Annotated in this window: 16 protein-coding genes; 3 read left to right on the top strand and 13 right to left on the bottom strand. The window is 46.9% G+C overall.

Going from position 1 to position 18,588, the window contains the following annotated elements; all coding sequences use genetic code 11:
- Positions 1–4 precede the first annotated feature (4 nt).
- From KO518_RS11655 to asnS, 8 genes are all read right to left on the bottom strand, one after another.
- Positions 5–487, bottom strand: a complete 483-nt coding sequence (locus tag KO518_RS11655) for a GNAT family N-acetyltransferase (protein WP_216025997.1) — start codon at positions 485–487, stop codon at positions 5–7.
- 29 nt (positions 488–516) lie between these two features.
- On the bottom strand, positions 517–3,663 hold the full coding sequence (locus KO518_RS11660) for an efflux RND transporter permease subunit (protein WP_216025998.1): 3,147 nt from the start codon (positions 3,661–3,663) through the stop codon (positions 517–519).
- Positions 3,664–3,674: 11 nt separating this feature from the next.
- Positions 3,675–4,811 carry an efflux RND transporter periplasmic adaptor subunit gene (locus KO518_RS11665; protein ID WP_216025999.1) on the bottom strand — a complete coding sequence of 379 codons (1,137 nt, stop codon included), beginning with the start codon at positions 4,809–4,811 and terminating at the stop codon, positions 3,675–3,677.
- 110 nt (positions 4,812–4,921) lie between these two features.
- Positions 4,922–6,016, bottom strand: a complete 1,095-nt coding sequence (locus tag KO518_RS11670; RefSeq protein ID WP_216026000.1) for a GGDEF domain-containing protein — start codon at positions 6,014–6,016, stop codon at positions 4,922–4,924.
- Positions 6,017–6,030: 14 nt separating this feature from the next.
- Positions 6,031–6,603 carry a membrane integrity-associated transporter subunit PqiC gene (locus KO518_RS11675; protein ID WP_216026001.1) on the bottom strand — a complete coding sequence of 191 codons (573 nt, stop codon included), beginning with the start codon at positions 6,601–6,603 and terminating at the stop codon, positions 6,031–6,033.
- A gap of 4 nt (positions 6,604–6,607) precedes the next feature.
- On the bottom strand, positions 6,608–8,248 hold the full coding sequence (pqiB, locus tag KO518_RS11680; protein WP_216026002.1) for an intermembrane transport protein PqiB: 1,641 nt from the start codon (positions 8,246–8,248) through the stop codon (positions 6,608–6,610).
- Positions 8,245–9,408, bottom strand: coding sequence for a paraquat-inducible protein A (locus KO518_RS11685; RefSeq protein ID WP_252736106.1), 1,164 nt, complete (start codon positions 9,406–9,408; stop codon positions 8,245–8,247). The genes pqiB and KO518_RS11685 overlap by 4 nt, the downstream gene beginning before the upstream one ends.
- A 150-nt stretch (positions 9,409–9,558) precedes the next feature.
- A complete protein-coding gene (asnS, locus tag KO518_RS11690) occupies positions 9,559–10,956 on the bottom strand; it encodes an asparagine--tRNA ligase (RefSeq protein WP_216026003.1) in 1,398 nt (465 codons plus the stop codon).
- Between the two features lie 267 nt (positions 10,957–11,223).
- Here asnS and KO518_RS11695 point away from each other — a divergent pair, with 267 nt between their 5' ends.
- Positions 11,224–11,616, top strand: coding sequence for a hypothetical protein (locus KO518_RS11695; RefSeq protein ID WP_216026004.1), 393 nt, complete (start codon positions 11,224–11,226; stop codon positions 11,614–11,616).
- Between the two features lie 3 nt (positions 11,617–11,619).
- Here the strand turns inward: KO518_RS11695 and KO518_RS11700 are convergent, their stop codons facing one another.
- Positions 11,620–12,588: a calcium/sodium antiporter gene (locus tag KO518_RS11700; RefSeq protein WP_216026005.1), complete on the bottom strand. Its 969-nt coding sequence runs from the start codon at positions 12,586–12,588 to the stop codon at positions 11,620–11,622.
- 201 nt (positions 12,589–12,789) lie between these two features.
- On the opposite strand from KO518_RS11700, the gene KO518_RS11705 reads away from it, so the two are divergent.
- Positions 12,790–14,238 carry a RimK family protein gene (locus KO518_RS11705; RefSeq protein WP_216026006.1) on the top strand — a complete coding sequence of 483 codons (1,449 nt, stop codon included), beginning with the start codon at positions 12,790–12,792 and terminating at the stop codon, positions 14,236–14,238.
- Entirely contained in the window at positions 14,235–15,371 is a 1,137-nt protein-coding gene (locus KO518_RS11710; protein ID WP_216026007.1) for a GNAT family N-acetyltransferase/peptidase C39 family protein, read from the top strand. Before KO518_RS11705 ends, KO518_RS11710 begins: the two co-directional genes overlap by 4 nt.
- Before the next feature lie 86 nt (positions 15,372–15,457).
- On the opposite strand, the gene dps is transcribed toward KO518_RS11710, so the two are convergent.
- From dps to bioA, 4 genes are all read right to left on the bottom strand, one after another.
- Positions 15,458–15,970, bottom strand: coding sequence for a DNA starvation/stationary phase protection protein Dps (dps, locus tag KO518_RS11715; protein ID WP_216026008.1), 513 nt, complete (start codon positions 15,968–15,970; stop codon positions 15,458–15,460).
- Positions 15,971–16,213: 243 nt separating this feature from the next.
- Positions 16,214–16,480: a hypothetical protein gene (locus KO518_RS11720; RefSeq protein ID WP_216026009.1), complete on the bottom strand. Its 267-nt coding sequence runs from the start codon at positions 16,478–16,480 to the stop codon at positions 16,214–16,216.
- Between the two features lie 238 nt (positions 16,481–16,718).
- Positions 16,719–17,249 carry a DUF2937 family protein gene (locus tag KO518_RS11725; RefSeq protein ID WP_216026010.1) on the bottom strand — a complete coding sequence of 177 codons (531 nt, stop codon included), beginning with the start codon at positions 17,247–17,249 and terminating at the stop codon, positions 16,719–16,721.
- 13 nt (positions 17,250–17,262) lie between these two features.
- Positions 17,263–18,534, bottom strand: a complete 1,272-nt coding sequence (gene bioA / locus KO518_RS11730) for an adenosylmethionine--8-amino-7-oxononanoate transaminase (RefSeq protein WP_216026011.1) — start codon at positions 18,532–18,534, stop codon at positions 17,263–17,265.
- Positions 18,535–18,588: the final 54 nt, after the last annotated feature.

An 18,588-nucleotide genomic window follows, 5' to 3' on the forward strand; every position in this document is an offset into this window, starting at 1 on the left:
CTGTCTACTCAGCGGCAAAATTGTTCAAAGCCTTCCCGTCCAGCCGGTAGCCTATCCACTCGCTTTTGGGTTTTGCGCCAATGGACTCATAGAAATCTATCGCAGGTTGGTTCCAGTCCAGAACGCTCCATTCGAACCGACCACAATTGTGGGTAACCGCTAACCTGGCCAGGTACTTCAGTAGTGCTTTTCCTGCACCGCAGCCACGATATTGCGGCGATACGTATAAATCTTCAAGGTACAATCCGTTTTTCCCCTGCCACGTGGAATAATTGAAAAAGTATACAGCGAAGCCCACCGGGTCAGATGCATTTTCACAAATCACACAATGGGCAGTTGCCGCTTTACCGAAAAGGGTTTTCAGCAGATCGTCCGTGGAAGACTGCACTTCGTGTTCAGCTTTTTCATATATAGCCAGCTCCGTGATGAAATCGAGAATAAGCTGACAATCATCTGCTGTTGCCGGGCGAATAGTGAGTTCAGTCATGAAGTCCTCTCTTTACCGTTGCGGGAATGTCATGGTGAAACCGATGATTTAGACGATGGGCGAAGAAGCTTACCCACACTCACTCGGTAACACCATGACAACGCTTCAGCTATATCAATTAAAATGAGATACAAACACGGCACCAGTACCAGAGTAACGACAGTTGCGTACAACACGGCGAATCCTAATGCCACAGCCATGGGGATCATAATGGCAGCTTGCATACTGGTTTCAAACATAATGGGGAGTACACCCACAAAAGTGGTAATGGACGTCAGTGTAATAGCCCGGAACCTTGCGGTGCCGGCTTCTGTAACCGCGTCTTTTAAAGCACAACCTTGTTTTCTTCGCTGGTTAATGAAATCAGTCATTACTAAAGAGTCATTGATGACCACACCCGCAGCGGCAATGAGGCCAAAAAAAGACATCGAGCTAATATCGTAGCCGAGTACGTAATGACCTAAAGCTGCACCAGTAAAACTAAATGGGATCACCGACATAATAATGAGTGGTTGGCCATAACTTTTGAGCGGCACGGCGAGTAGAATGAAAACCATGATCATGGCGGCAACAAAAAACAGGAGTTGTTCGTCCATTTGTGCTTGTTGTTCTTCAATATCACCGCCGAGCTCTGTGACCACGTCCGGGTATTGTTCCTGAAGTTTTGGCAGCAAGTTGTCGTACACATCATCAATCACAGTGGTAGGTTCTACCTTCTGTTCGTCGATGTTCCCCCAAATATAAATACTGCGGTAACCGCTTTCCCTGCGGATGTAGCTGATCCCGGGCTTTTCTTCCAACGCAACCACGTCACCTAACATGACTTTTCGCCCGGCGGGAGTCGTTATCACACTGTATTTTAATTCGGCTAAACGTTGCCGGGTAAGGGCAGGGTAGCGCACCATTACCCGTACTTCTTCACCGTCGCGTATTACGCGTTGCGCTTCACCACCATAAAGGCTGGCACCGATCTGAGATGCCACATTTTGTAGTGTCAGTCCGAGGTCGTAAGCCACTGGCAACAAGGTCATTTGAATTTCCTTGTTAATCGGATCCATTGTTGAACTCACGTCAAACAAGCCGTCTTGCTGTTGCAGCATGTCGATGAAAGCTAACCCCGCCGCGTTTAGTGTCTTGAGTTCAGGGCCGTAGAGTAGAAATCCGAATTCTCCATCATCACCGTCACTGTTTAAATCGTCCAGGACAATAAATGATTTCATACCGGGTATTTCAGGTATGGCCTTGCGCCACCTTCGGGCAAGCTCAAAAGTATCAAAAACGCGCAAGGATTCATCCACGAGAGGCGCGACAATTTCGCCCTGGGTTCTACCGTCATTGAAAGCGAGAATGTTTTTTACCATTCCCTCTCCGCCAAATTCCCGTTTAATATTTTCTTCTTCTTGTAGAATTACTCCCTCAATGGTTTTGAGGGCTTCAATCACCGCTGTATCTGAGACATTTTCGTTCATTTCTATGCGAATTTGAGGGAAGTCATGGGGCACTTTTGATGACGGCACCACGCGGACATGATCGCCCTGAATTAGGCCAACGGATAACATTAACAGGGCACTAAAGCTTGCCATAACGGCCCAGCGCCATGCTACCGCCTTGTTCAAAAAACCGCGGTACGTCACATTGACGAACTGGTTAAATCGATGATTAAAACGAGCGCGCAAACTGTTGGGTTTCACAGGGGAAAAACGGGTATTGGCAATATGCGCGGGTAAAATGAGCTTCGATTCCACCAAGCTAAACACAAGACACAGAATAACGACAATAGCAATGTTGTAAAACATTTGCCCTTCAAAACCACTACTCATGGTAAAGGGGGCAAATACTGCAATTGTGGTGAGCACGCCAAAGGTGGCTGGCGTGGCCACTTTTTTGGCCCCAATAATGGCGCTTTCGATGCCTCCGCCTTTTTGTTCAATTTCTGAGTAAGCACTTTCTCCGATAACAATGGCATCATCCACCACGATTCCCAACACCATAATGAATGCAAAGAGGGATAACAGATTAATACTCACGCCGAACACAGGCATCATCATGATCGCGCCCAAAAAGCACACCGGTAAACCCAGCATGACCCAAAACGCGAGCCGAAAACGCAGGAAAACAGTAAGCATAAGTGCAACCAGTACCGCACCCTGGAGCAGATTTTTTAGCATCATATCCAGTCGCTGGTTGAGGTAATAGGTGAGATCGACCATGGTTTCCAGCGATACGCCTTCTGGCAACGTGGGATTCTTTTGTTCGATATAAGCTTTTACGGTATCGGCCACCGGAATGATATTTTGACTTTTCGTCGCTCTAACAGAGATATATATGGCGTTTTTGCCGGAAAAACGAAAATACTGTTCGCCCTCTGTGAAGTCATCTTTAATGGTCGCCACATCCTGAAGTAATACTCTTGCACCATTTTGTCCGAGTTTTACTGGGATTTGGCCAAATTCTTCTCCCTGATAGAACTGGTTTTCTACTCGCACGGAAATAATCCCTGAGTGAGTACGCAACTGACCGGCAGAGAGGTTGGTTGAGTGGCTGCGAATGGCACTGGCTATATCGGCGATGGATAAATTGTACTTTCGCAGCTCGTCGGGCAGTATTTCAACCGCAATTTCATCGTCAGGGTAACTCATTTCCACGAGGGATATATTGTCTAACTGCAGCAGTTCATCTTCGATTTCACGGGCTATTTTCTTCAATGCCTGAAGGGGTAAGTCACCGACCAGTGGTGTTTCAATGACCTGCTGCTGAAACTCCAGTTGTTGGATATTCACCGGCTCCATATCTGCGGGGAAAGTGGCGATACCATCAACGCGGGCTTTGACTTTATCAAGTACTTCGGTAAGAGGCTCGTTTTCATCGATGTCAAGATGAACGTGCCCCGAGTTTCGAAACGCACGCGATACCACCCGATCAATCTCAGTTACATCTTTGATGGCTTCTTCGATTTTTATCAGGATCCCTTCTTCAATTTCCTGGGGTGAAGCGCCTGGGTAGCTAACATTGACGCGTATGAAGTTGGTTTCAATATCGGGAAATGTCTGACGTTGAATATTAAAATAAGCCACCATACCCATGATAATAATAAAAATCATGAGAAGGTTTGCCGCGACGGTATTGTGTGCAAACCAGGCAATAATTCCCTTATGCGTGTCGTATTCCTGACGCATGCAGCGCTTCCTTAATCTGGTTTGATTGCGGCGATTTCGTCGCTTCCAATGACTTTAACAGCCATACCTTGAACGGGGTATTCAGGCGGGGTTAGCACCAGCTTTCGCCCCTCAATCTCTCCGCGGACGTATAGAAACCTTTCGTCGTCGCGAACAACACTAACATGTTCAGGGTAAAGGGTAGCGTCATCTGACATTAGCCAGACCTGATTGTTGTTAACCAATTCCTGTGGAATTTTGTAGACGTTTTCCAAGGTAACACCCTTGAAGGAAACGGTAGCAAAACTGCCAAATTTAATCATGGATTTGTTGCTGTGGAGCCCATAAGGGTCGCTAATTCTGGCGACTAGATAGGTCATTCTCGTGGCTTTATCAACGGTACCCAGGTCGCGGTGTAATGTTGCGTCAATGTGCCGGCCATCGATACTTACTGTGACTTTTCTGCCGCTAACAGAGAGAGGTAAGTAGGCGTGATCAAAACCGGCAATAGGGAAGCTTATTTCAGCATATTCAACGTTGTTAAGGGTTGCTGCTATGGTTCCGGATGTAACAAAGTCACCGGTGCCTATGTTTCTCGCGGTGACTAACGCATCGTAAGGCGCGAGGATATCACAGTTTGCAAGATCCCGTTTTGCAATGCGCAACTGTGCTTCTGCCGACTTTAACGCTGCCTGAGCACTGAGTAACTGAGGTTTTCTCAGATACAGGTCAGTAATTTTACTCCCCGACATGGTGGCTGCTTCACGCTTGGCTACGTCTGCCAGGGCTTGCTCTTGAATTAGCTGAGCTCGGGCGGAAGACAAGGCGGCTTCAGCCTGATATAGCGCCGCTTCGTAGGTATCTTTTTCAATTGAAAAAAGCACTTCTCCGCGTTTGACGAGGCCGCCAGGGATAAAGTCAGGATTCCACCACACCACTTCACCCGACACCTGAGCAGAGAGATTAGTGGTCTCTAATGGCGCGACTTCACCGTAAGAAGACAGTGAAACAGCATGATTTTCTGCGTGTAGCGTTGATAATGAGACGAGGGGGCGGGTATCTATTTTTTCTTCTTTCTCATCTTCCGCCCCTGAGGCTGCGATAACTTCCATTCCTGCGTAACCCAATGCCAGAATGACAAAAGGCACCACGATTTTTTTCCATTGCATAAATATCGCTTCATATTAGTGATTATTATAGATATTACTGGCAGTGTGTTGTTCACCAGATTATTCTGTTCCCAATTCTATTATCAGGGTTTTAAGACAAAAGAAAAGGCTTAGTTATCATGAGAAAGTACTACACGGTTTCTGCCCTGATGCTTGGCTTGATAAAGTGCTTTATCTGCTAGGGTTAGGGCCCGGTCGACAGACACATCTTCGTTTATTTCACAAATACCAAAGCTGGCGGTAATGCCGATTTTCCTTTCATCCAGCCAAATTTCTGAATCAGCCAGGGTTTTTCTTATTTTCTCGGCAAGAGTAGCGGCATTTGTTTCGTTAGTTTCTGGCAACACAATGAGAAACTCTTCGCCACCCCAGCGACACACTAAGTCTTGTCTGCGAATATTTTGCCGCAGAATATCTGCAGTGCGTTTTAAAATAATGTCGCCGTTGCCGTGGCCATAGGTATCATTAACTTTTTTAAAGTTGTCTATATCGGTAAGTACAACACTTAGCGGCAGCTTGTTTCGCTGATGGCGTTTTATTTCCTGCTCCATTAACTGACGCATTCCCCGTCTGTTAGGCAATTTAGTGAGGGTGTCATGCAGAGCCTGGCGCTCGAATTCCGCACTGAGATCACGGACGGTTTGATACGTGCGTTGCCGACTGTATTCGTAGAAGGCAGAGAGAAAGGTTACAGTGACAAAAGAGTATAATAGACGGGTTTTGAACGGATGGCTGTATTCCGTGAGTAGCAGAGCATCGTGGGGGAAAAAGAGAATAATTGCGATGAGTAATGTAAAGCCGCCCATGACAACGAGTCCACGGCTAAATCCCCCAAAGAACATTGCCACTGGTGGTAACAGGTAAATCCATAAAGGCCCTGTATTAGCGTAACCGCCGGTTATTATCAAGTAGGTTTCCAGGCCCATTAAGCAGCCCGTGAGCAAATAGACCGCTATCAGGTGGCCGAACCGATTACGCGAGGACGCTTGTATCTGGCTGGCCAGGAAAAAAAATGAAGAAGCCGCAAGTAAACTAATGCCCAATGACAGATCATTTCCCAGTAGCGCGGTAATGCCCAAAATGAAAGTTAGTATTATGCCTACAAGAGCAAACAGATTGATAACGACGATCCGCCGATTGGTCTCTTCGTCGTAGTTTGATCGGCAACCGCGATTTAGTAGCTTATTAAATGGGCTGAAGAGCATAGGGTATCCATTGATTATTCCGCGCTAAGATAAGACGAAATGGCTTTGGCAAGGTCCGACACTAAAGCGCGCATTTTTTCTACTGCATGTTCAAACCCGTCTTCTTGTAGCGTTTGACGATAATCAAAGTATTGCACTTGCGGGTTTTTAACGTTGTCTAACCAGTATTGACCTTTAATGAGCACTTTGCCACCGTCAGTAGAGAGAAAATCATCTACTTGGATATGTAAGCCGACGAGCGGGTATTCATTTGTATACACATTGTCCGGTACTACCATGATTCGCCCTTCTTGCCACAAAGCTGCGGATAATGCTTGTCGAAGGCTTTTATTTAGCGGTTCAGCCCATACGTGACCGGTAGAAAAATGCAGCGTTGTCGAGCTGGTTTGTACCACCAGAGCGCGTTGTTTCAAGTAGTCCGGCAGTATAATTTGCTTTAACTGAACTCGATGTGCGGTCTCGCTCAGTATTACCTGGTTTTGCGTGTTGGGCGCGTGCAGCACGTAGTACTTCAGGGGCGCAACCGATGAACTGCAACTCACCAATGCCAGAAAGCTAACAAACAGCAACAAATGGGATAATTTCATAATGTTAGTTTCCTTGGCTACTGGCTCTGGGTTGTACATCGTCTTTGGGATTATCTGAAAATATTAACCCGTTGGGTTTTTGGTTTAGTTGCAGAAGCAGAGGTTGTAAATTGCGCATGGTTTCCTGCATGGCATCTACAGTTTCCTGAATTTCAGATTTGCTCAATCCCCCTTCTGCGTAATTTTGCAATAGAGCAGAGATGTTCACCAGTGCGTTGTTCAGATTATTGTTGATGGTTTTAATGTCGATATCTTCCATTAACGCATCAAAGTCACCACTTGCTATTTCTACCCGGTTTGCGGCCCCTTTTATGTCAGTGATCACAGCGGTAATGTCAGTAACCATTCTATCAAGTGGTAAGTCGTTGATCTTGTCTAAAATAGCATCAGCTTTTTGTGTAATTTGGGTAAACTCATTGGATACGGTGGGGATCACTTCAATACCATTCACCGCTTTAACCGGCAGCGGTGTGGTTCCCTTGTCATGCTGTAAATCCACAAACAGGCCGCCTGTGAGAACATTGCCCATGCGCAGGGTTGCCCGCAGATCTCGTTTAATCCATTGATGCATGGTTTCTTTGACTGCGTTCAAACTGTCAGGCGTGTCTTCCAGACGAACTTTTCCAGGATATATGCGGATCAACACCGGAATAGGGTAGTTTTCATCGAGAATATTGCCGGTAATTAGATCTACAGGGTTAATTTTTGCTACCTCACCAACTTCAATGCCGCGATACTCAACCGGTGCGCCTTCCGTGAGCCCGCGCACGGTTTCGTCTATAAGCAACAGGTAAGAGGCGTATAATTTATACCGGGCATTTGATGCAGCAGCATCGTCAGAAAAGATGTCGTAGGTAGCTTCTTCACTGGCCTGTGGTCCTGCTTCAGCACCGGGAGGAATCCCGAAGGTTACGCCGTTGGCCAGTAGCGTTTCTAAAGAGCCGGTTTCAACTTTTACACCACTGGATTTCAGGTGAAGTTTCACACCGCTGACATTCCAAAAGCGTGTGTTTTGGGTAATGAGTTTGTGGTAGGGGGCTTCAATAAATGCTCGGTAATAAACAATGCGCTCGTCAATGTTAAATTCGGCCTCTTCAAATTCACCTACTTTAAACCCTTTGTAAATGATAGGGTCGCCAGGTTTATAGGCGAATTTGTCGTTACTCTTCAATGTTAAATGAAGGCCTGGGGTACCCGGCGGTGTTGCAGGGGGGCGTTCGAGAGCGACAAAATGGAACTGTTCCCTGCCACTGTCATCGGCGGACATAGCAATATAGGAACCGGACAACAAGGTGTTAAGACCAGACACTTCTGAAAAACTGATCCGCGGTGCCACTACCCAAAAATCGGTATTTTCTGTAAGCAATCGCGCGGCGCTGGCATCTATTCTTGCCGTTACAAGTACACCCTCAAGATCGGGCTTAAGCTCAATCTTCTTTACCTGACCGACTTCCAAATCACGTACTTTTATTGGCGTTTTATTTACTTCTATTCCACTGGCGGACGACAGTTCAATGGTAATCAAAGGCCCTTGGTTTTTCCATTGATACCACACCATCCAGCCGCCGATTAAAATAGCCACTATGGGAATTATCCAGACTTTGGAGATGTGGGTGGTGGACTTAACTGAGGCCTCTTGGGTCATTTATTCTTATTCCTGTTCTGCCAAATGAGGCGATTGTCAAAAGTCATTGCGGCTATCATTGTAACGAAAACCACACCACAGAAAGCGAGTGCGGCGGGCCCTGGATAAATCGACATCGTATTACCCAATTGTACCAGCGCAACGAGAATTGCCACCACAAATACGTCAATCATGGACCAACGACCCACTCCTTCGGTAAAACGATAGAAACCCGTGCGTATTCGGGGCCTGCGTTCATGTTGTTGTTGTACTGTCAGGTTCAACCAGGCCAAAATGAGAATTTTTGCCACCGGAATTAGCACACTGGCAATGAGTATAACTAATGCTACAGGATAATCACCTGATTCCCAAAGGGTTATTGCGCCGCCGATAATGGTACTCGGTTCATCCCGCCCAAATAATTCAGTGTGCATAATAGGCAATACATTGGCGGGAATATAGAGCAATGCCGCGGTAACAAGTAAGGCCCAGGTACGTTGAATACTGTTACTCGCAGCTTGCGGTGTAACAGGGCTAGGAGGTGGCACTTTTCCATACAACCAATGGGCAGTGCGGGTACTGTCGAAGTGAATAATACTTGCCGTCATGCAGGCGGAGAAGGCGATAAAGGCATAAAATGACAGTCCAACGGAGATATCTGCCATGGAAGAAATTTTAATCAGACTAACCAGCGTACCAACGAGGAAAATTTCCGCCATACTCCAGGGAAGCAGCGCTTTTACCCAATAAAATACGTGCTTGAGGTAAGCGGGTTTAATGTCGCGTTTTTGATGAAACGCCAGTACCACGAGGCCTATCAGAACCATACCAGGAAATACCAGTGTAGCCAAACCTGTGATAATGGCTAAAGAGAGGTAATCCTGATTGAGCAGAGCATTAAAGCTGTCCGGTAAGGCAATTTGATGTTGAATGCCACTGGCTTTAAATGACAGAAAATTGAATGGTAGTGACAACATCAAAAAAACGAGCGCACTTAACGCCAAAGCCAGTACGCTGTCGTTTTGGTTGTTTCTGTACGTTAGCAAGGTGTGCCCACATTGCGGACATACTGCCCGTTGGCGATGGGCTAATACGGGTAAATGCACCTGTGTGAGACATTGCTCACACTGTATATATTGACAATCGTCTTCCTGCATAGTCTTTAAAAAAAGCTGCTCCATCGTTCAATGTACACAAACGGACATATCGCATCAACCAGAACATGGATTTATATACAGGCAAATAAAAAGCGGCTTTCTATGCCGCTTTTTATATGTGCTACCGCCATTTATTGAAACGAGCCAATCACGTGGCCGCTCCGCGCTATTGCTTTAATAGTTCGCGTTACCTGGTGTACGAGGGAAAGGGATGACATCCCGCACGTTCTGCATACCCGTTACATACGCCACCAAACGTTCAAAGCCCAGGCCGAATCCAGAGTGTGGTACGGTGCCATAGCGACGCAAATCCCGGTACCAACTGTAGTCTTCTTTGTCGAGCCCCATTTCTTCAAGGCGTTGATCGAAGACGTCCAGACGTTCTTCACGTTGAGAACCACCTATAATTTCACCGATCCCAGGGGCGAGTATGTCCATAGCGGCAACAGTTTTGCCGTCGTCATTTATACGCATGTAGAATGCTTTAATGTCTTTCGGGTAATTTTGCATGATGATGGGCGCGCCCACATGTTCTTCTGCCAGGTAGCGCTCGTGCTCAGAGGACAAATCTACACCCCATTCAACGGGGAATTCGAATTTTTTACCACTGGCCTTGAGAATCTCAATAGCATCGGTGTAGTCCATGCGCACAAATTCAGAATTGATGAGTTTTTCCAAACGGGTAATGGCGTCTTTGCTGATGCGCTCGGCGAAGAATGACATATCGTCAGCCCGTTCATCTAACACGGCTTTGCAAACATACTTAAGCATGTCTTCCGCTAATTGGGCAACATCGCTTAAATCAGCAAAAGCCACCTCGGGCTCAATCATCCAGAATTCTGCCAGGTGGCGGGAAGTGTTACTGTTCTCGGCTCGAAATGTGGGCCCGAAGGTGTATACCTTAGACATTGCGGCACAGTAGGTTTCAACGTTCAATTGGCCAGAAACCGTGAGATAGGTCTCTTTGCCAAAGAAGTCTTCCTTATAGTCAATGTCGCCTTTATCAGTGCGGGGCAGATTCATCATATCCAACGTGGATACTCGAAACATTTCTCCTGCGCCTTCGGTGTCACTGGCCGTTAAAATAGGTGTGCTGATCCAGAAATATCCGCGTTCGTGGAAAAAGCGATGTATCGCTTGGGAAAGGCAGTTGCGAATACGGGTAACAGCACCGATGACGTTTGTACGGGGGCGCAGATGCGCATACTCACGTAAATACTCAATAGAATGGCGTTTTGCGGCCATTGGGTAGGTGTCCGGGTTTTCAACCCAGCCCAGGATCTCTATGCTTTTGGCTTCGAGTTCCACACTTTGACCTTGCCCTTGTGAAGCTTTCACCTCGCCTTCAACCGACAGTGAACAACCAGTAGTCAAACGCTGTATATCGGTATAATTTGACAGAGAATTTAACGCGATTACTTGTATGGGATTAAAGCAACTGCCGTCGTGCAGCGCAATAAAAGAAAGTCCGGCTTTTGAGTCTCGGCGAGTACGCACCCAACCTTTTACCGTCACCGTTTCGCCAACTGCGTACTTACCTTCAAGCACGTCGAAAACGGGTGCATGCGTCATTTGAATGTCTCCATCTTACCTGTTTTAAATTGTGATTTGTTGTCGGCGTTTTAGAGAAATCTGCCGAAAATCGTTAAAAAACACGGAACATCTGCCGATAGTGAAACTACCCAGTGAGGTCATTTCAGATTGAATAAAGACAATAAACCTGAGAAAAACGTTTAACTGGTGATTAAAATCGGAAAATGAGTATCCGTATTGTTTGTTCATTTGTATAAACGAAAGGGCTAGTATACTCATTCAGAAACGGGATACCAGCGAACTTTAATGATGGAGAGTACTAAGCGCATGAATCCTGTGCAACAAGACAGACGCAGAAAACCCCGAAGAAAAGACAGTTTTTACCGTTTTGTTCTTTCGGTGAACTTTGTCAGTTGGCTGTTACTTGTTGTCGCGCTGGTGGTGTTTCACTTTGCGAGACCAGAAATGGTAACCGGTTTGCAAACATACTGGGGTATTGCAGGGCGCGAAACGTGGTCGCAAAGGCACGTGGATGCCCTTATCGTCCTCCTACAGGTGTGTTTGGGTATGGCGTTAGTGACCATGTTACTGCGGTCGAAGAGAAATCGCCGTCGCGAAGACAGCTACGGCGTAAATCTGTTTATTTTAGCCAGTATTTCGTTGGTCAGTTTGCTGACTATTAATGTGAGTGTGGTGTAAGGCTTATACAAACGCCGACTGCACAAGGAATGCGGTGTAGGTTAAATAAGCCAATACAAATGCACCGCCTTCCAGGCGGTTCAAGCGGCCTTGGCGTTTAATACCAATACAGAACACAAACAGCGCCACAGAAAAGCACAGCATAATCAGCACGTCGCGGTAAAGGAAACTGTGCTCCACTTCCATGGGTTGAATGGTGCCGGCAATACCAACAACCGCTAGTGTATTAAACATATTTGAGCCAATGACATTGCCCAATGCCATGTCGTGTTCGCCTTTTTTTACTGCCATAAGTGAAGAGGCAAGTTCGGGGAGTGATGTACCAATAGCAATAATGGTGAGGCCAATGATGGTGTCGCTGACACCAAAATGAGTCGCTATTTCAACGGCCCCCCACACCAGTATTCTGGAACTGGCTATGAGTAGCGCGAGTCCAGCCAATAACCAAATGATATTGGTTTTACCAGTGCTTTCCTCATTGTTAATTTGCTCGTCAAATTCAGCGGCAAGATTGTCGTCATCGCCTTTTATTCCGGTCCAAATACTCCATCCCATCAACAAGATAAACAAGCCTAGTAAAGAGAACGCGTCGTCTTTTGAAACGTTGAAATCCAAAAGTTGCCAAGCGGCGAAAAATGTGAGCCCCAGCAGTATTGGGAGTTCCCGTTTAATGATCTCTGATCTGACGGCGATGGGACTAACCAGCGCGGTAAGCCCGAGAATAAGTGCAATATTGGCAATGTTTGACCCATATGCGTTGCCCAGTGCAATTCCAGAGTTGCCCTGTAACGCGGCGAATACTGACACAATAATTTCCGGTGCCGATGTGCCAAAGCCAATAATCAACATGCCAATGAGTAGAGGCGACATGCCAATTTGCCGGGCGATACCGGCAGCACCATCGACAAATTTTCCAGCACTCCACAACAAAACAGGTAAACCAGCAAGAATGGCGATGGAAGCGAGGAGCATATGAATTCCTTAAATCGAATAAATCTCAGACGTGGCTAAACTAACACAAAAAGTCATGGTAACGATAAAAAAATACCGTACTGAAAATACTGGATTAACACACTGTTTACCCTACACTTCGCAGCACAATTTTCCGGCAGCACCAGTGTGAAAAACGGGTGACGATTGCCCCAGCATTAATAGAGAAAACAGAAGCCAGTTATGCATAAAACCCTGATAATTGTTGATGATATCAACGACGTATCTGTTTCGGAACACACCGTACTTTCATTTCAGGCATACCTTGAAGATTTCCCACAAAAAAACGAACCGAAAACCCGTGTTATTAACCTCTGCGATACCACGCGGTATCTCAGTCAGGGCTATTACTGTTCTTTGCTGGCCCAAGCCAGGAAACACCGTGTTTTGCCATCGGTAAAAACCATCAACGACCTCCGCATTGCGGGCGAAGATGTTGCGCGTTTACCATTGCCCAAGAAGTTTACGTGGTCAGGCGCGGTCAACACAACCTCGTTTTTCGTGTTTTTTGGTAAAACGCCGGATCCTCGATTCAGTTTGCTGGCAAGCGAAGCGTTTTCGGTGTTCCCATGCCCTATATTGGAAGTTTCTGTTCATATTGCTGCGGATAACATTGGCTTTATGACCGCGCGGGCAAAAGGGTTAGCCGATTTGCCGTCGGCGCTGAAACCAGTGTGTATTGAATTTTTACAACAGTTTACGCAGTTGCAATGGCGGAACGACCGCAGTGGAAAAAAGATGCGCTGGGACATGGCTATTTTAGTGAACCCCCAGGAGCCTACTCCGCCTTCGGACGACAAGGCCATTCGCAAATTTGTTAAAGCCGCCGAGAAGGCAGGTTTTAATGCCGACGTGGTGACCAGCTTAACGTCTGAAGCAGTCGGTCATTACGATGCACTGTTTATTCGCGAAACCACGGCGATAGACCATCACACTTATCGTATTGCCCGAGCGGCTGAGCGCGAAGGCCTGATCGTTATAGACGATCCCCAGTCAATTTTGCGTTGCTGTAACAAAGTATTTTTGCAAGATGCGTTTACGTATCAGCAGGTACCTGCACCGCAAAGTGAAATGGTGTCTGATAGCACAGCTGCTACGTGTGAACGACTAATTAATAAGCTCGGCCTGCCGCTGGTACTGAAGTTGCCTGAAAGTTCGTTTTCCCGAGGCGTGTACAAAGCAGAAAATTTTCAAGCGTTGGAGGAAAAGCTCAAAGACATGTTGTCGCAATCGGCATTGGTGCTGGTGCAGGAATACGTTTTTACAGAATTTGACTGGCGTATAGGTGTACTGGGAGGTAAACCCATTTACGCCTGCCAATACTATATGGCGCGCAACCATTGGCAAATTTATCATCATCAAGGAGACAGATTTAGCTCGGGGGGGTTTAAAACTATGCCGACTTTTGAAGTACCCCAGACAGTACTGCAGGCCGCCATTAAGGCCGCTAAAGTAGTGGGTGATGGCCTCTATGGTGTCGACATTAAGCAGGCGGGCAACAAGGTGTACGTAATTGAAGTGAATGACAACCCGAGCATTGACGATGGTGTGGAAGATAAATATTTAGGCAAAGGCTTGTACGAACTCATCATGCAGGAATTTGCAGAGCGTTTGGAGCGGCGTGGTCGATGAACATCACTGCAATAGCCCCTGTGGTGGCAGACGGCATAGTCGTGCGTACCGCTTTGCCATCAGATTTGGATGTGTTGTGGGAAATTGAGCAAAGCTGTTTTTCTCTGGATCGCCTGAGTCGTCGTCGGTTGCGTTTTTACTTAAGTGCATCCCATGCTGAGTGCGTTGTAGCGCAACAGGGCGAGCAGGTATACGGATATGCCCTGCTGCTACTGCGCAGGGGGACGCTGCTTACCCGACTTTACTCCATTGCCGTGTTGCCTGATGCGCGAGGAAAAGGCGTTGCGGCGGCGTTAATCGGCGAACTAGAAAGCAGGGCATTGTTGCGGGGAAAGCGCTTTATGCGCCTGGAAGTGTCAGAAGGCAACAAAGGCGCAATAAAGGTTTACGACAAGCTGGGCTTTAGTCGGTTCGGTGTCTACACCGATTACTATGAAGATCAGTCTGACGCGATCCGTATGCAAAAGGTGTTGAATCACCGTACGGTGACGGCGCAAACAGAAGCCTATCCATGGTATCAACAAACTACAGAGTTTACCTGTGGGCCTGCATCACTGATGATGGCCATGTCACAACTAGATGATAATTATACCCCTTCTCAAGAGCAGGAGCTCACATTATGGCGTCAGGCAACAACCATTTTCATGACGTCTGGTCACGGTGGGTGTCACCCCATTGGATTGGCGCTGGCAGCGAAAAAGACAGGATACAACAGTGAGGTGTGGTTAAATAAACCTCTTCCATTGTTTACCGATGGCGTGCGCTCTGCACACAAAAAAGCCATAGTCGAAGTGGTGGAAAACAGCTTCTTATCGGACGCCCTCGAACAGGGAGTGGATGTTCATATAAGCGAATGGAAGATGGAGAGCTTAGAGCAGGTGTTAAAAGAGGGGGCAGCCGTGCTTTGCTTGATCAGTACCTACGCCTTTGATAAGAAAAAAGCGCCGCACTGGGTGACAGTAACCGCTTCTGACGAGCGCTGCTTATATTTTCACGATCCTTATCCGGACAAGATAGACGAGCAAGCTGTCGAGTTTCAGCACATTCCAGTGGCAAGAGACGACTTTATTCGTCTGGCTAGTTACGGGAAGCGCAAGTTAAGAGCAGCGGTCATCGTGCGTCGAAACAAATAAAATATAAAAGCAGCGCGGCATTACCCCACTGCTTTTTAATAGTGCATTGATAGCCCTTCTGATTCGGCCTTGATAAGGCTTCAGCGTTAAGCTTTCAGTTCACCTGAAGAAGATTCAATGTGCGCGCGGACAAACCATTGGAACTGTTCAAGATCTGCCAGCTGCCCGGTAATCATATCTTCGGATACCGGGTCTAACTCTTCCAGTTTTTCAATGGCAGAGCGATGATCACTGTTGACACCGTTGTATACGGCATCAAGGGCAACAAGGTGATCAATCACCATTGCCTTGTCCATGCTGTAATCGTCCCAACTGCGTCCTTCAACAATCGCTTTTGGTGTACCTTTTGGCGTACCGCCCAATGTGGCAATACGTTCAGCGATAGTATCAGTCATTGCGCGAACGGCATCGACTTGTGGATCTAACATTTCATGCACACCAATAAAGTTAGGCCCCACCACGTTCCAATGGATGTGTTTCAGGGTCAACTGGAGATCAAGTAGTGCTATCAGGCGTTGCGACAGTACCTCGATGGTAGATTTTGCCGCCTCGTTCGGTAAACCCGGTGCAGTAAATTCAGCCATATTACGGTTATTCATAAGTCCTCCTGTTTGGGTGAATCCTGGCCATCGCACTTCATGTGACGATGCCTTGATGTAACGGGAGCAACGGCCGTGCCGAGAAGTGAGAGTTTGATAATTATTTAACAAATTCAGTTGGTTATGTTTTTTTGTTGGAAAGGAGTAACCTGGCTGGACGGACTTTACAGAGAAAATAATGCCGGGTAGTGTAATTTCTTCATAGCAGGAGGCTGGGCGACAGTGAGCACAGCCTCCCAGAAATCAGTACATTAACTTGTTGTTAAAAGCACGCAATGCGCTGACTAAATTTGCCAGATCTCGGGCACTGCCATCAAACAGAGAAGGCTTGGTTAATGTGGCTCCTTTACGAGCAGAGGTGAACGTACTTTTGATATCAAACGCTGATGTTTTTTCTACCAGTCGTTGCCACTCTTTTTCCATTGATGCGGGGATGACATGACGCTTTGCCAGTATTTTGTCTCTTATTTGCAACACTTGGCCAATTAATAACGTATTTTCATTTACCATAATGGTTACCTGCTTTATCTATCTCGACGCTTTCTTAAAGCCTTGTAAATCAGCACATTTGACGATTTGTAGTCTGAAGCTCAAAACAACGCTTTGTATTCTCATAGTATTTGGATAGCAACATGAGTGCCAAATCTCAACACAAGCACCCAAATGAGATTGTGAAAGAAGAAGCAAAGAAAAAGCGTGGGGAATATGGACCCCTGCCAGGGCAACAGCATTGAATTACATCGCGATACTAGCCGAATTTGAACCGTTCGCGGCGTTCCTTGTACCAGGTATAAAAATGTTTACCCACCCAGACGGGCGACCAAATAAGCATATTTAACAGTGTGGCGAACAAAATACTGAAAACGACGGGTTCCGGGGATAAGGGCACTGACGGCGAAAAATTATCAAGTACCCGAAGCAAGGTGTTTTTTCTGGCAGGCGCAAACATATACCATGCCTGTTGGTAGTAAGCGCCGTTACTGAGCGCGTCTAGGCCAGTTTCCAGTTCGCTTAATCGTGCCAAGGTTGCTATTTTGTTCCTGGCGTCCTCCCTGACGACGGGATCAGCATTGTTGGCCAGATCTGCCAGCAATGCTTCTATTGAGCTGTAATGATAATCTATGGCAAGCTGCTTTATAGTGTCAGCTTGTTCTTGGAGTCCATCGTAATAGCCACTGAGGTACTGACGGTAGTGGTCGGCAAGAATAGGCACTTGTAACGCGGCTAAAAGCAAGACTGCGAATAGTAACTTGTCGGTTACCCGTGCCAATAGATGCATAATTACCCTTAATTTAAAATGTTGCGAGCACCTCAAATATGCCCGTCGTAAGCTGGCGCAGTTGCGCCGGTGAAATAATATACGGTGGCATGATGTAAACCAGTTTACCAAAAGGGCGAACCCAAATACCCTTTTTCACGAATTGCTGCTGAATTTTCCCTACATCTACAGGATGTCGGGTTTCTACTACGCCAATTGCGCCCAAAACCCTTACATCAGCCACTGCAGGAAGTTCCCGGCAGGGGGTTAACTGGGCAACAAGTTGTGTTTCGATTGCGCTTACCTGTTGCTGCCAATGACCTCTCTGAATGAGCGATAGGCTGGCACTTGCAACTGCACAGGCCAAGGGATTGCCCATGTAAGTTGGTCCGTGCATAAACACGCCAGGCTCGCCCTGACAAACACCTAGGGCAACATCTTCAGAGCAGAGCGTTGCTGCCAGGGTCATGTAACCGCCGGTCAGTGCTTTACCAACGCACATGATATCCGGGCTAATACTGGCGTGGTTACAACCGAACAATTTACCTGTGCGACCAAATCCAGTGGCAATTTCATCGCAAATAAGTAGTACGTCATAGGCGTCGCAGAGTTGCCGGCATTGCTTGAGATATTCAGGGTGATAAATGCGCATGCCTCCCGCGCCCTGAACCACCGGCTCAATAATCAGAGCGGCAAGTTCATGATGATGGCGTTCAAATAATTCCTGTAAAGGTAAGATATCATCTTCACTAAAGGTCTGATCGAAGCGAGTTTGTGGGGCTGGGGCAAATACTTGCTTGTTCAAAACATTGGAAAATAAAGTGTGCATACCGTTTACCGGGTCGCATACTGACATGGCGGCAAAAGTATCGCCGTGATAACCATTGCGCGGAGTGATTACGCGGTGCTTTTCCGGCCTTCCCTGGCAGGCCCAGTATTGCAGTGCCATCTTAAGAGCAACCTCAACAGATACGGATCCGGAGTCGGCCAAAAATACGCGGTTCATACCAGATGGAGCGATGTCGAGCAATTGCTTACACACCCGTACCGCTGGTTCATGAGTCAGGCCCCCGAACATGACATGAGAAAACTTATCAATTTGCTTTTTTGCCGCTTCATTGAGAACAGGATGATTGTATCCGTGAACGGCTGCCCACCAACTTGACATGCCGTCTATAAGTGTTTCGCCTGATGCCAGGTACAGTTCGGCACCGTTAGCCCCAATTACTTCAAAACATGGTAGTGGGGAGATTGCCGACGTGTAAGGATGCCAAATGTGCTGGCGATCAAAATCTATATTGCTCAAAATTCAACCATTGGTAAAGTTTTTGTATTGGTCAGAGTTGACAACTCTGATGTT

Origin of the sequence: Aestuariibacter sp. A3R04, from assembly GCF_018860805.1 — a bacterium.
Taxonomy (GTDB): domain Bacteria; phylum Pseudomonadota; class Gammaproteobacteria; order Enterobacterales; family Alteromonadaceae; genus Alteromonas.

Excerpts from the sequence above, each read along its gene's own strand:
- KO518_RS11655 (WP_216025997.1), bottom strand. The coding sequence starts at position 487 with ATGACTGAACTCACTATTCGCCCGGCAACAGCAGATGATTGTCAGCTT.
- KO518_RS11660 (WP_216025998.1), bottom strand. The coding sequence starts at position 3,663 with ATGCGTCAGGAATACGACACGCATAAGGGAATTATTGCCTGGTTTGCA.
- KO518_RS11665 (WP_216025999.1), bottom strand. The coding sequence starts at position 4,811 with ATGCAATGGAAAAAAATCGTGGTGCCTTTTGTCATTCTGGCATTGGGT.
- KO518_RS11670 (WP_216026000.1), bottom strand. The coding sequence starts at position 6,016 with ATGCTCTTCAGCCCATTTAATAAGCTACTAAATCGCGGTTGCCGATCA.
- KO518_RS11675 (WP_216026001.1), bottom strand. The coding sequence starts at position 6,603 with ATGAAATTATCCCATTTGTTGCTGTTTGTTAGCTTTCTGGCATTGGTG.
- pqiB (WP_216026002.1), bottom strand. The coding sequence starts at position 8,248 with ATGACCCAAGAGGCCTCAGTTAAGTCCACCACCCACATCTCCAAAGTC.
- KO518_RS11685 (WP_252736106.1), bottom strand. The coding sequence starts at position 9,408 with ATGGAGCAGCTTTTTTTAAAGACTATGCAGGAAGACGATTGTCAATAT.
- asnS (WP_216026003.1), bottom strand. The coding sequence starts at position 10,956 with ATGACGCATGCACCCGTTTTCGACGTGCTTGAAGGTAAGTACGCAGTT.
- KO518_RS11695 (WP_216026004.1), top strand. The coding sequence starts at position 11,224 with ATGATGGAGAGTACTAAGCGCATGAATCCTGTGCAACAAGACAGACGC.
- KO518_RS11700 (WP_216026005.1), bottom strand. The coding sequence starts at position 12,588 with ATGCTCCTCGCTTCCATCGCCATTCTTGCTGGTTTACCTGTTTTGTTG.
- KO518_RS11705 (WP_216026006.1), top strand. The coding sequence starts at position 12,790 with ATGCATAAAACCCTGATAATTGTTGATGATATCAACGACGTATCTGTT.
- KO518_RS11710 (WP_216026007.1), top strand. The coding sequence starts at position 14,235 with ATGAACATCACTGCAATAGCCCCTGTGGTGGCAGACGGCATAGTCGTG.
- dps (WP_216026008.1), bottom strand. The coding sequence starts at position 15,970 with ATGAATAACCGTAATATGGCTGAATTTACTGCACCGGGTTTACCGAAC.
- KO518_RS11720 (WP_216026009.1), bottom strand. The coding sequence starts at position 16,480 with ATGGTAAATGAAAATACGTTATTAATTGGCCAAGTGTTGCAAATAAGA.
- KO518_RS11725 (WP_216026010.1), bottom strand. The coding sequence starts at position 17,249 with ATGCATCTATTGGCACGGGTAACCGACAAGTTACTATTCGCAGTCTTG.